This window comes from Nocardia sp. NBC_01329, assembly GCF_035956715.1.
GTDB lineage: Bacteria > Actinomycetota > Actinomycetes > Mycobacteriales > Mycobacteriaceae > Nocardia.
In genome coordinates, this window is the sequence record NZ_CP108381.1 from 3,537,930 (window position 1) to 3,550,521 (window position 12,592).

12 protein-coding genes are annotated in these 12,592 nt (G+C 68.4%); 6 read left to right on the forward strand and 6 right to left on the reverse strand.

The features are described 5' to 3' along the window. Nucleotides 1-68 precede the first annotated feature (68 nt). Nucleotides 69-1,064, forward strand: coding sequence for a zinc-binding dehydrogenase (locus OG405_RS15900; RefSeq protein WP_327147279.1), 996 nt, complete (start codon nt 69-71; stop codon nt 1,062-1,064). Between the two features lie 32 nt (nt 1,065-1,096). Here OG405_RS15900 and OG405_RS15905 read toward each other — a convergent pair whose 3' ends face one another. Both OG405_RS15905 and OG405_RS15910 read right to left on the reverse strand, forming a co-directional pair. Beyond that, nucleotides 1,097-1,642 (reverse strand): SRPBCC domain-containing protein, encoded by a 546-nt coding sequence (locus OG405_RS15905; RefSeq protein WP_327147280.1) that lies wholly within the window; start codon nt 1,640-1,642, stop codon nt 1,097-1,099. A 9-nt stretch (nt 1,643-1,651) separates the two neighbouring features. Further along, nucleotides 1,652-1,984 carry an ArsR/SmtB family transcription factor gene (locus OG405_RS15910; protein ID WP_327147281.1) on the reverse strand — a complete coding sequence of 111 codons (333 nt, stop codon included), beginning with the start codon at nt 1,982-1,984 and terminating at the stop codon, nt 1,652-1,654. Between the two features lie 201 nt (nt 1,985-2,185). Here OG405_RS15910 and OG405_RS15915 point away from each other — a divergent pair, with 201 nt between their 5' ends. Then, nucleotides 2,186-2,947: an ankyrin repeat domain-containing protein gene (locus OG405_RS15915; protein WP_327147282.1), complete on the forward strand. Its 762-nt coding sequence runs from the start codon at nt 2,186-2,188 to the stop codon at nt 2,945-2,947. A gap of 187 nt (nt 2,948-3,134) precedes the next feature. Here the strand turns inward: OG405_RS15915 and OG405_RS15920 are convergent, their stop codons facing one another. After that, on the reverse strand, nt 3,135-3,623 hold the full coding sequence (locus OG405_RS15920) for an FBP domain-containing protein (protein ID WP_327147283.1): 489 nt from the start codon (nt 3,621-3,623) through the stop codon (nt 3,135-3,137). A 244-nt stretch (nt 3,624-3,867) separates the two neighbouring features. Here OG405_RS15920 and OG405_RS15925 point away from each other — a divergent pair, with 244 nt between their 5' ends. Next, the gene (locus OG405_RS15925) at nt 3,868-5,334 is read left to right on the forward strand and encodes a flavin-containing monooxygenase (protein ID WP_327147284.1); all 1,467 of its coding nucleotides are present in this window, start codon (nt 3,868-3,870) and stop codon (nt 5,332-5,334) included. 100 nt (nt 5,335-5,434) lie between these two features. Then, on the forward strand, nt 5,435-6,610 hold the full coding sequence (gene zapE, locus OG405_RS15930) for a cell division protein ZapE (protein WP_327147285.1): 1,176 nt from the start codon (nt 5,435-5,437) through the stop codon (nt 6,608-6,610). Here the strand turns inward: zapE and OG405_RS15935 are convergent. Both OG405_RS15935 and OG405_RS15940 read right to left on the reverse strand, forming a co-directional pair. Beyond that, complete coding sequence (locus OG405_RS15935; protein ID WP_327147286.1) at nt 6,561-6,953, reverse strand: hypothetical protein; 393 nt, start codon at nt 6,951-6,953, stop codon at nt 6,561-6,563. The genes zapE and OG405_RS15935 overlap by 50 nt on opposite strands. Next, entirely contained in the window at nt 6,950-8,053 is a 1,104-nt protein-coding gene (locus OG405_RS15940; protein ID WP_327147287.1) for a molybdopterin-dependent oxidoreductase, read from the reverse strand. The genes OG405_RS15935 and OG405_RS15940 overlap by 4 nt, the downstream gene beginning before the upstream one ends. Before the next feature lie 333 nt (nt 8,054-8,386). On the opposite strand from OG405_RS15940, the gene OG405_RS15945 reads away from it, so the two are divergent. Then, nucleotides 8,387-9,496 (forward strand): nuclease-related domain-containing protein, encoded by a 1,110-nt coding sequence (locus OG405_RS15945; RefSeq protein ID WP_327152352.1) that lies wholly within the window; start codon nt 8,387-8,389, stop codon nt 9,494-9,496. Between the two features lie 51 nt (nt 9,497-9,547). Here the strand turns inward: OG405_RS15945 and OG405_RS15950 are convergent, their stop codons facing one another. Next, nucleotides 9,548-10,057, reverse strand: a complete 510-nt coding sequence (locus OG405_RS15950) for an MmpS family transport accessory protein (protein ID WP_327147288.1) — start codon at nt 10,055-10,057, stop codon at nt 9,548-9,550. Nucleotides 10,058-10,322: 265 nt separating this feature from the next. Between OG405_RS15950 and OG405_RS15955 the strand changes: the two genes are divergently transcribed. Continuing rightward, complete coding sequence (locus OG405_RS15955) at nt 10,323-12,491, forward strand: elongation factor G-like protein EF-G2 (RefSeq protein WP_327147289.1); 2,169 nt, start codon at nt 10,323-10,325, stop codon at nt 12,489-12,491. The last annotated feature ends 101 nt before the right edge of the window (nt 12,492-12,592 follow it).

Here is a 12,592-nt window from a genome sequence, read left to right on the forward strand (position 1 = left end):
TGACCTGAACCTATGTGAAGGTTTCAGACTGGTCGAGTTCAACGCGTATCGAACCCGAGGAGAGTGTCGTGCAGGCTGTACAGGTCAGGGAATTCGGCGGACCGGATGTGCTGGAGGTCCAGGAATTACCGGTCCCGGAACCGGAGGCCGGACAGGTTCTGGTGCGGGTCGCCGCGGCGGATGTGATGTTCCTCGATACCCGGCTGCGCTCGGGATGGGGCACCGACTTCTTCGCCGTACAACCGCCGTACGTGGCCGGCGGCGGGATCGGCGGGACGGTCACGGCCGTGGGGCCGGGAGTCGATCCCGCGCTCCTGGGCACCAGAGTCACCTCGCGGACCGTCGCCAGCGGTGTCGGCGGCGGTCTGCCCATCGGCGGCTACGCCGAACAGGCCCTCGCCGGCGTGGATCAACTGAACCGGATACCGGACGCGGTCACCGTCGAACAGGCGACCGCCGTGGTCCACGACGGCCATACCGCACTCGCCGCGTTCGAACGCGCCGAGATCCGGTCCGGACAACGGGTACTGATCACCGCCGCGGCGGGCGGTCTCGGCACGCTGCTCACCCAACTGGCCCATCGCGCCGGGGCCCAGGTGATCGCGGCAGCCCAGGGCGAGACGAAACTCGCCCTGACCCGGCGGCTGGGGGCGCGGATTGTCGTGGACTACTCCGAAACCGATTGGACCGAACAGGTGCTCGCCGCGACCGGCGGCAAGGAACCCGATGTGGTCTTCGACGGCGCCGGTGGCGACCTCGGCGACGCCGCCCTGCGGATCACCCCGGCCGCTGGGCTCTTCATCGGATACGGCGCGGCGGCAGGCGAATTCGCCGGCACGGCCGCGGACGCAGCGCGCGAACGCGGCGTACGGGTGCTCGGCCTCTACGACCTGAGCCTCGGAAACGACAACCGCGCCCGCTACGCCACGGAAATACTCGACCTACTCGCCACCGAAAAGCTCGAGGTGGTGGTCGGGCAGACCTTCCCGCTGGCCGACGCCGCCGCGGCACACGCCGCCATCGAGGCCCGCGCCGCACTCGGCCGGACCCTGCTGCTGGTCTGATACCCGTGGCCGCCTACCGCGGTGGGGCACGGTCAGCCGATGACCTCGGCGTATCGGCCCTCGAGCGCGATGACCCGTTCCCGGTCGACCACGCCGGCCGAGCCCGTATCGAGGGACTCGACGAGTTCGTCCAGGCAGACGTGGTAGCCGGCGGCAGTGCCCGAGATCCCGTGCGGGCCGGGCGTACCGAACCAGACCGTGCACAGCAGCCGGGATCCAGTGCCCTCGGGCACGATCTCGAACAGTAGATGCTCGTCGTCCCACCGGAATTCGAAGAGGCGCGGCGGCTCCCAGGTCAGGATCCGACCCGGGAGCTCCGGATCCTCCGTATCGATACCGGCTTCGGCCAGTTCGGCATCGGCGCGTTCCACCGCCTCCGGCCAGAACCGGAAACGGACCTCGGCGCCCGCCCGCCGCTCGCCGATGATGTCGGCGGGAAACCAGTGCCGGAGATGATCGGATTCGGTGAGTGCCCGCCACACCTTCTCCGGCGGATGCGCCAAGGTGCGTTCGTAGCGGGTGCCTACTCGGTCGCCGTCGCGTAGGACCTCACCGAGCCGCTGGGTCACGTCGGTCATTGTCACTCCTCAGGTGTCGTCGGGTCGTTGCCCGTCGGGCACGGTGTCCAGATAGCGCTCGAACTCGTCGAGCCGGTCGGCCCAGATCTCCCGGAACGGGGCGAGCCAGGTGTCGATCTCGCGCAGCCGGGCGGGCGCGAGATCGTAGTGCCGGCGCGGCCCGTCCACCCGGACTCGGACCAGCGCGGCCGCGGCGAGCATGCGCAGGTGTTTCGACACATTCGGCTGAGCCGTGCCGAGTGCGTCCACCAGTTCACCGACGGTGCGCTCACCGTCGCGCAACAGGTCGAGGATCCGGCGCCGGGTCGGGTCGGCAAGAACCTCGAATACATCACGTACCACGCGAACCATATTTCCGTAAGGGAATATTCCTGTCAAGGCATATGATATTCCCGGCCGCCGGTCACAGGTCACGGACGAGGCGTCCGGTACACCGGACGAGAGCGTGATCGGTCATACCGCACGCGCTGAACCCATCGGCGCCGACACTGCGCGCAATCCCCGACCGGAATATCCGATTGACGCCGTAGCTCTAATGAACAGGTGACAGATCTGGTATCGGCCGTTACCTGGGCGAGCGCGGCACGGGTGCGGAAACTATTGATCGCCGGGGCGGATCCCGACCAGCCGGACGACCACGGAACCACTGCCCTGTACGCGGCAGCGGTGCACGGTTCCACGGAGGTGGTGCGCCTGCTGCTCTCGTACGGCGCCGACCCGCAGCTCCCCGGCGGCGCGGCCGACGAAGGGTTGCCGCTGTGCGCGGCGGCGTGCTGGAACCATATCGGCGTCGTCGAAGCACTGCTGAGCGCCGGAGCCGACCCCGACCTTCCCGAACCACCGCATCCGGAGCAGATCGGTCCCGGCACGCCACCACTGCTGTGGGCGGTCGGCAACGGCCATCGGGAAACAGTCGAACTGCTGCTGGCGGCCGGAGCCGACCCGAATATCCCCGGTACCCCGCTGACGATCGCCGCCAGGCGTGGCCGCTACGGGATCGTGCAGTCACTCCTGGCCCACGGTGCCGATCCGGCCCGTACGGACGAACTGGGTTGTACTGCCCTGGCCGTCGCGACCGAACTCGCCGCCACGGACCCGGTCGCACTTCTCGCCGAGCAGTGGGGCGAGCCCGGCCGCGAGTTCACAGTTCATCGCCGCCCGGCCGGTGACGGCACCGACGTGATCACACTGCGTTACGGGAGCGAAGGAGAGGGTGGGGAGGCATCGATGCAGAACGGGCACGCGATCATCGCCGAGCTACTGGGCGATCTCATAGCGGGGCAGGCCGAACCGGATCCGAATTGACGGTCCCGGGCGCATCCTCTCCGACCGGCACGGCCCGGCGCGACCGGTCCGCCCCGGCCGGAGAGGATGCGAAAGGCTCCGGATTCCGTTGTCGTAGCACGGAATCCGGAGCGCTTCCCGGGCGGGGTCTCGAGCATCGGCACACAGCCACTACCTCTTTCTCCTCAGTCGTCATCTGCCGTGATGATCAGCCGCGAACCCGGGCCAGGAACGCGGTCAGGTTCTCCTGGATCTGCAGGATGCGGACCTCTGGATCGAAATCGTCGCGATAGGCGCGGCCCATCGCGGGCGTCTTCTTCCGGCGGGCGTACAGCGAACAGGCCAGATCGTCACAGATATAGGTCCCGGTCGAGTTGCCGCGCCGACCGGCTTCACCCGCCTTACGCGCGGTCATCAACGCGACTCCACCGTTGCTGTGGGTGGTCGAGCAGATCGTGCACATCTGCGAACGCCGTGGTCCGGAGGTTTCGTAGCGCAGCGCGATCCCGGCAGGCCCCTGTTCCTCGGGCACTACGAGATAGGCGCGCCCGGGCGCGCCGAGGTCGGACCAGCCGAGGAAGTCCAGGTCGGCCCAGGGGCGATCGGCCAGATCAGCGGGTAGGGAGAGACGTTTGGCGTCGCCTTTCGAGCAATTGACGAACGACGCTCTGATCTCGCGATCGGTCAGCGGTTCCATGGGGTTGCGTCTCCTTCGGTCATCGGGATGGACAAACCGCGACAACCTATCGACCGGACAGTTCCCCGGCAAACGGATTTTCGGTAGGGCCGCGCGGACCCTGCCGAATTCCGTCTTTCACGTCCCGCTCGGCGCCCTCGCGAACGGGGGCGGCGCAGGCGGGAAACGTTTGGCCGAAAGTACCGATAGTGGGCCCGGCTCCCGCCCTAGAGTGAGGGAGACCACAGTGGCGACAGGAGTGTGTATGAGCGCGCGACGCCCGGTGTCGATCCTGATCATCGGCGCCGGATTCGGCGGCATCGGTGTGGCGATCGAACTGCGCCGGACCGGATTCGACCACATCACCATTCTGGAGAAAGCGGAGGACCTCGGTGGTGTGTGGCGGGAGAACACCTATCCCGGCGCCGCCTGCGATGTGCCGTCACCGTTGTACTCCTACTCCTTCGAGCAGAAGCCCGACTGGCCCCAGCGCTACTCCGGTCAGGCGGCGATCCACGGTTATCTGCGCGGGGTGACCGAACGGCACGAGCTGCTCGACCGGATCGAGTTCGGCGTCGAGGTCACCGAAGCGGTGTTCGACGAACAGGCGGGCACCTGGACGGTGCACACCGCCGGTGGCGAACCGCGCACCGCGGATGTGGTGATCTCCGCGGTCGGGCAGCTGTCGCGGCCACAGTTGCCCGCCATCCCGGGGGTCGACAGTTTCACCGGCCCCGCGTTCCACTCGGCGCTGTGGGATCACGATATCGATCTCACCGGGAAACGGGTCGCCTGCATCGGCACCGGGGCGAGCGCGGTCCAGTACGTTCCGCAGATCCAGCCGGTGGTCGAGCACCTGACGCTGTTCCAGCGCACCGCGGCCTGGGTGCTGCCCAAATTCGATACCGACTACTCCCCTATCCAGCACAAACTGTTCGCCCGGATTCCCGGGATGCTGCTGGTGGAGCGGCTGGGCTGGTGGCTGACTGCGGAGATCTCCTCCTTGGGTTTGGTGGAACTGCCGATCATCGGCCGACTCGTCTCCCGGATCGCGGCCCGCAATCTGCGCGAGAACGTCGACGATCCCGCACTACGGGCCGAACTCACCCCCGACTATCCGATCGCCTGTAAACGCACGCTGTTCTCCAGCGACTACTACCCGGCGCTCACCCAACCGAATGTCGAGGTGACCACGTCGGGTATCACCGAGATCACCCCGCAGGGCGTGCGGACCGCCGACGGCACCCTGCACGAAGCCGATGTGATCATCTACGGCACCGGCTTCAAGGGCACCGAGTTCCTGTGGCCCATGCGCATCACCGGCCGGGGTGGACGCGAACTCGCCGACGTGTGGTCCGCGGGCGCGCACGCCTATTACGGGATGGCCGTACCCGATTTCCCGAATCTGTTCATGGTCTATGGACCGAATACGAACCTGGGGGTCGGCTCTATCATCTACATGATCGAATCGCAGTCCCGCTACATCCGGCAAGCGGTGCAACTGCTCGGCGACAATCCCGGGCACACCCTCGAGGTGCGCTCCGATACCGAACGCGCGTTCAACGACGCCCTGCAGAAACGCCTCGAACGCACCCCATGGAACTTCTGTTCCAGCTGGTATCGCAATGCGGCCGGCAAGATCACCAACAATTGGCCGGGGACGGTCACCCGGTATCGCCGCCGCGTCCGCACACTCGACCCGCGGGACTACACCCTGACCCCCACGACCTGAGCCCCGCGCCGGATCCTGCCGCGCGATCATCCTCACATGTGCTCCTGGTCTCTGGGCTGGGCCGCCTCGTCCTGCCAGGCTGGCTTCCGGGACCGAGGAGGTGACGAAGGTGGCCGGGACACCGCATGGTCGGGCACCGGAGGTTTTCGAGGCAGCTGCCCGGGGAGCGGGATTCGACCTCGACCGGTCCCAGCGGGAAGCGGCCACCCAGCTGGTACGACTCGGTGCCGAAATATCGCGCCGGCGCCCTCTTTTCGGACGAGGCGCGCCCCGTGGGGTGTACGTGTGGGGACCGGTCGGTCGCGGTAAGAGCTGGCTGGTCGACACCTTCTACGACGCTGTCCCCACCACCCGCAAACGGCGGGTGCACTTCCACGAGTTCTTCCGCGAATTCCACACCTGCTACGCCGCCCACCGCCATGAGGACCGCGCCTGCGACCGGGCTGTCCGGGAACTGCTCGGCGACTACCGGCTGGTGTGCTTCGACGAGTTCCACGTGCACGACCCCGGCGACGCGACCATCATGGCCAAGGCCATGGATTCTCTTTTCGCCCAGCGGATCACCCTGGTCGCCACCTCGAACTATCCGCCCTCGGGTCTGCTGCCCGATCCGAGGTTCCACCATCTGATCGAACCGCTGGCCGCGACGCTGGAGAGTTCGCTGGACGTGGTGCAGGTCGCCGGTCCCGTCGATTACCGGCGGGTGCGCCGGCCCGGAAGTACCGCGACGGAGTTCGAACGCGGCGGCTTCCTCTGGCCCGGTACCGGCACTCGGCTGGCCCAGGCCGGCCTGGTGCCGCCGACCCCGGCCGAACGGCGGCCCATCTCCCTCGGCAGCCGCTCGGTGACCGCCCGGGCGGTACGCGGGGACGCCGTCTGGTTCGATTTCATCGACCTCTGCGATGGTCCGTACTCGACCATCGACTATCTGTGGCTGGCCGACCGGTTCCGGGACTGGACGCTGTCCGGTCTACCCCGGCTGTCCACCGCAAACCGCGATGCCGCGCAACGTTTCGCCAACCTCGTGGACGTCCTGTGCGACCGGGACCGGCGTCTCCACCTCATCGCCTGCGCACCACTCGCCGAATGTCTCACCGGCGACCGCCTGCCGCCCGACATCCACCGCACCGCCAGCCGCCTCGCACTGTTACCGGGTGCCGGCACCACGACAGTCCTCGCCGGCGATCAGTGCCTGAGCCAGGTCGGCGCCGATGCTGATCGACCGGTCACCGACGACGGGCGAGCAGATGACCACACAGCAGCACGCCCCAGGTGATCACGATCGCCGCGGCCAGGCCCACCGGATAGTTCCGATCGAGCAGGCTCGCATTGCCCGAGGCCGGTGACAGCAGCACCGGGAGCGCGACCGATACCAGAGCGACCGTGCAGACCGCACCGCAGGTGAGCAAGCACCACCAGGTGACGGGAACGATCCGGCGCGCCGTGTACCCCGCGGCAGCGCACAGCGGAGCGAACACCGCATCGTGCAGCACTATCGCGACGAGGGCCCACAACGCGACCTCGCGAAAGGTGGTGGGGCCGAGGTCGGCGAGCAGGGTGAAGCCGTATCCCGCGAGGGCGAGTCCGGCGAGCAGGAGCAGGATGCGCACGGTACTCATCGGGTCACCTCCATGCTGGACAGCCATTTCGTCTGTAGGACACCGGGGCGGTTGGGGGCGATGAGGCGGCACGGGTAACCGTGATCGAGATCCAGGGTTTCGCCGTTGAGCGCGAGTGCGACCAGCGTTCGGTCGTCGACGACGTGGATGCGCGGTAGCCGCGAAACCCGGTAGATACCGGCGGGTTCCAGCGATTCGAACCGCACCGCACCGAGTTCGGTCGCACCCGCCGCCGCCAGCAGATCGCGGAGCCGGACCCCGGTCCAGTCAGCGGTGGCGCTCCATCCCTCGACACAGGCGATCGGCAGGCGGGCGGTGGTCTGCGGCAGGGCGAGCAGATCGGCACGGGTGAATTCGCGGTGCCGATCCCCGGCCGTCACGATCAATCGGTAGCGGGGGTCTCGGGCCGACACCTCGATACCGGCGCGGGCGGCGGTGCGGTTCACCGGAAGCCCCTGCGGCCCGGCACCGCTGCGGGGCGCCAGCACCGCGAGCGGCCGCAGAAAGCCCACCGACTGGCCGGCGACCGACAGGACCGCGACGACGGCCGCGGTACCGGCTCCGGCCAGAGCGGCCCGCCGCGACAACCGGGTGCCCGGATCGGGCTGCGTCGTGGCAGTGGAACGCGCGCGCAGCGCGTCCCGGATCACCGGCAGTTTCACCGCGAGATGGACGGCCAGGGCGCCCAGAGCGAGATAAGCCATGGCGTAGTGCGCGGCCGGGAAATAGAAATCCCACCAGTAGAACTGCGCGATATTCGACAGGCCGGTGGCGAGCTGGAACAGCACCGACCCGACCAGTACCGCGATCGAGAGTCGCTCCAGGGCTCGCCGCGGCCCGCCCAGGATCGGGCGCGCGAACAAACGCGGATAGACCGCCCACAGTTTCACCAGTACCAGGGGGATCGCGGCGATACCGGACAGCACATGGGTCCCCTGGGTGACCCGGTACAGCCAGGCCGGGTTCGCGGGCCACCGGAACCAGCCGGGTGGCTGCTGGATCAGATGGCTCAGCAACCCGGTGAGGAAGCAGAGCAAGATCGCGGCACCGAGCCATCGCCCGACCCGCGCGGCGACCTCGGGTCCCCGGCCGCTCGTCATCGCAACCGCTCGGCTCGATCACGGACCGGCGCTCCGGGGCCGTTCCGGTATCCGAGCGCGACAGTGGGACCGGCGATTCGGCTCTGATCTGCGGGCACAGTGTCACGCTAGACGCGAAAGCATGCGAGATCCGTGACAAAACGATGACGTCGCGTCGGCCACCAGGCGGCGGCATGCCGCTACCGCGATCGCCGGCGGTAACGCCGCTGGTAAAAGGCCTGCCCGTGGATGCGCGACAACGATGAAGATCCTCTGTGGCAAAGGGTTTCGCGCCGGAGCGTTCGACTACCGATATCGTGTGCACATCACCGGCGACAGGGAGGGGTGATCGGGATGCTCGTCATCGCCGATAAGCTCAGATCGGGCGCGGAGAAACGGGTTGTCGGCTGGCTCCGGAAATGGGAGGGAGATTACCGGGTCCCCGGCGTCGCCATCACCAACTGCTTCATCTCCGGGCAGGAGGTGGATCTGGTGATCATCACCCCGTACACGACCGTCGTCGGAGAGGTCAAAGGCGTCGACCCCGAGGTCACCGGCAGTGTCCTGCAGTGCACCACCAACAGTCGCTGGAAGGTCCCGGGAATCGAGGGCGATCCGGTCAGTGTGCGGGAGAACGACACCACCCCCTACGACCAGGTCCGCGACGGAGTGTTCAAACTGAAGGCCACCGCCGGACAGGTGGGCGGTAGCGCGTTCGTGACCGGTCTCGTGGTCGTCGTGCCGCCGCGCGGATCGACCATGCGGCTGGAGAAGAAATCGGCCCCGCCGCCGGGCTGTGATGTGCTGCTGTGCAACACCCAGAACCCGCTGCGCGCGTGGTTCCACCGAGCTCATCACCGCAGTGCCGTCGTCTGGACCGCGGAGCAGGCCTACGCGGTGGTCGAAGCGCTGGAATACGGTGAACGGATCACGATCGCGGAATTGGCCGAAGAAGGTTTCCCGCTCGATTCGACACTTCCCGCGGTCGAACCGCTGCCGGTTCCCGCCGCGCTGCCCGCACCGGTTCCGGCGCCGAAACCCACGGGCGCGGCGGTCCCGCCGGTCACCGCGCGCGCCCCGTCGCCACCGGCGCCCCGGGCCGAGCCGAGCGGACCGACCGCCCGGGTGACGCACGAGCCACCGCCGCAAGCACCGGCACCGCAGCCGCGGCCCGCTACCCCACCCGGGCCGCCGGTGGCCGAGCCCGCGGCGCAGACAGGACCGGCCCGCTCCTCGGATCGACGCCGCACCCATCTGCAGACCGCGGCCGCTTTCGCCGCGATCGCCGTTGTCGGGAGTGGACTGTGGCTGCTGGCCCGCGGCGGCGGTGGAGAGCCCGAGCCCCGGGAAACGGTCGACCAGCAGCAGATCAGCTCGGTCGCGGAAATACCCCCGGCGCCTCTCGTACCGCCGCCCGCGCCTCCGGTCACCAGGGTGTGTTTTCCGTTCCAGCCGAACTGCTGACCAGGCGCGCCGGCTCGGGCGCACGACTATCCACTGTCGTCCAGCACGCGGTCACCGCGCGGCGTCCCCCGAACAGCCGGCCGATGCGTACGGACCGCTCGAAGTCTGTTCTGAGACGACTCGGTCGCCGACCGTGATCCGGCAGGTGACCTCCCCGCCGTTCTCATCGTTGATCGCGGTGAGCGAGACAATCGTGCCGAATCCGTCGATGGTCACCTCGCGGCGCCACGGCAGCACGGGCGCCGTTTCCGTGGCCATCCCCAGGTCGTTACCGAGGTAGGTGATCGAGATATCGCCGCCGGTGCCCTCGACCCGGTAGGTCACGGTGACCGCCCGGTCGGATCTGTCGCCGACCTCGTTCGCGATTCCCCCGACGACCGCGACACAACCGCCGGCGAGACACAGGATCAACAGGGTGATACCGCCCACCGCCCACGGCCACCTCGCCCGCATGCGCGCGCGACGGTGGCTCGCGGGCGTCGGCTCGGACGGGTACGCCTCGTCGGGGTCCCGGCCGGGTCGCCCGGGCCGGTACCGCCGCTCGCCGGGAGGCTCGGCCAATGTGAACTCCTCTGGTCGGGGGCATGCCCAGCACAGCCGCTAGGAGGTGGATCACATGTGACCCGATCGATGTTACATAGCTATTTTCGCTGTTCACGGCCTTTTCTCCGGGCGGTGAACAGACGGGCCGCGTCGCGGCATGGCGCGGTCGGATCGCTGGGCCCGGCGCAGCCGGCCCGGTAGAAGACAAGAGACCGTGGACCCCGGGCCGCGGCGGTGGGAAGCTCGTAGATGACCGCGTGCCGATTGCCGAGGACGGTGAGTCATGGGTGTCAGAGCGAACGGGGTGACGAGGGCGGAGAACATCCGCAATGTGGTGTTCGTCGGCAGTAGCGGGTCGGGTAAGACCACCCTGGTGGAGGCGCTGGCCCTGGCCGCCGGCGCGGTGAACCGGGCCGGCCGCGTCGAGGACGGCACCTCGTTGTCGGACTACGACGAGATCGAGCAGCGCCGGCACCGCTCGGTGCAGTTGTCGGTGGTGCCCGTGCAATGGGGCGGCGTGAAGATCAATATGATCGACACCCCCGGATACGCCGATTTCGTCGGCGAGCTGCGGGCCGGGCTCCGCGCGGCGGACGCGGCGCTGTTCGTGGTGTCCGCGGCCGACGGCGTGGAAGGCGTCGGCGGCGCGTCCCGGGCGCTGTGGGAGGAGTGCGCGAGCGTGGGCATGCCACGGGCGATCGTGTTGACCCACCTGGACACCGCGCGCGCGGACTTCGAGGAGATGCGACAGACCTGTCAGGCGCTGCTCGGTGGTGGATCGACGGAGAACGTGCTGGCCCTGCATCTGCCGGTCTACGGTCCCGCCGGAGCCGACGGACACCGGTCGGCCACCGGCCTCACGGAACTGCTCGAACAGCGGGTCGCCGACTACTCCGGCGGGAAGCGCACCTGGACCGAGCCGGTGTTCGATGATCGGGCGCTCGCCGAACGGGCGCGGGAACGCCTCATCGAGGGGATCATCGCCGAGAGCGAAGACGAAACCCTCATGGATCGATACCTCGGCGGCGAACCGATCGAGCTCGCCACCCTGATGGCGGACCTGGAGCGAGCAGTGGCGCGCGGCCGCTTCCATCCGGTGCTGTTCGCGGCGCCCGCCACCGGAGACGGGCGGCAGGGCCTGGGCACGATCGAACTGCTGGACCTGATCACCACCGGATTTCCGACACCGATCGAGCATCCGGTCTCCGCGCGGCGGCTGAGCGACGGTTCCGAACCGGTCGCGCTACATTGCGATCCGGCGGGGGATCTGGCCGCCGAGGTCGTCCGCACATCGTCGGATCCGTATGTGGGGCGGGTTTCGCTGGTCCGGGTGTTCTCCGGCACGCTGCATGCCGACGACACCGTCCATATCGGCGGGCAGGGCACGGCGGCCGACCACGACGAAGACGAACGTATCGGCGGGGTGACCGCACCCTTCGGCAGGGAACAGCGGCCGATGAGCGAGGCGGTGGCCGGAGATATCGCCTATGTGACCAAACTCGGCCACGCTCGGACCGGAGATACTCTGTCCGGCACCGGTGCGCCCCTGCTCATCGAACCGTGGCCGATACCGGAACCACTGCTGCCCACCGCCATCCGCGCGCACGGCAGAACCGACGAGGACAAACTCCCGCAGGGGCTGGCGCGGCTGGTCGCGGAGGACCCCGCGCTGCGGGTGGAGAACAACGAACGGACCCATCAGCTGGTGCTGTGGTCGCTGGGGGAAGCGCAGCGCGATGTCGCGCTGGAACGGTTGCGCAATCGGTTCGGCGTCGATGTCGATGTGGAGGAGACCCGCATTCCGCTGCGGGAGACGTTCGCGGAGAAGGCCGGTGGGCGTGGACGCCATGTGAAACAGTCCGGCGGGCACGGCCAGTACGCGGTATGCGAGATCGAGGTCGAACCGCTCGCTGAGGGTTCGGGAATAGAGTTCGTGGACAAGGTGATCGGCGGCGCGGTTCCGCGGCAGTTCATCAACTCGGTGGAGAAGGGGGTACGGGCTCAGGCCGAACACGGGGTGACCGGCGATAATCCGCTCGTCGATATCCGCGTCACCCTGCTCGACGGCAAAGCGCATTCGGTCGACTCCTCCGACGCCGCCTTCCAGACCGCCGGAGCCCTGGCCCTGCGTGACGCTGCCGCGGGAAGCCGGATGGCGCTACTCGAACCCATTGCGCTGGTGGAGGTCCGGGTTCCCGACGACCACCTCGGTGCCGCGCTGACCGATCTCTCGGTGCGACGCGCCCGGATCCTGGGCACCGAACCGGCCGATCCGGGCCGGACGCTGATCCGAGCCCAGGTGCCGGAATCCGAACTCGTGCACTACGCCACGGAACTCCGGTCACTCGCGCACGGGGTCGCGCAGTTCACCCGCGAATATCTGCGGCACGACCCGATGCCGGTCCACTTGGCGGAGAAAGTTCGCGACCGCCCGACCGGCGCGCGCACCTGATCCACCGTCATCGTCCGGGTGTGGTCGGCCCGGTCCGGGGTGACCCGCGAATTCCCGCCGCGGTTGCGTGAATCCGCGCCGAGACATCGAGGAAGCCTTCG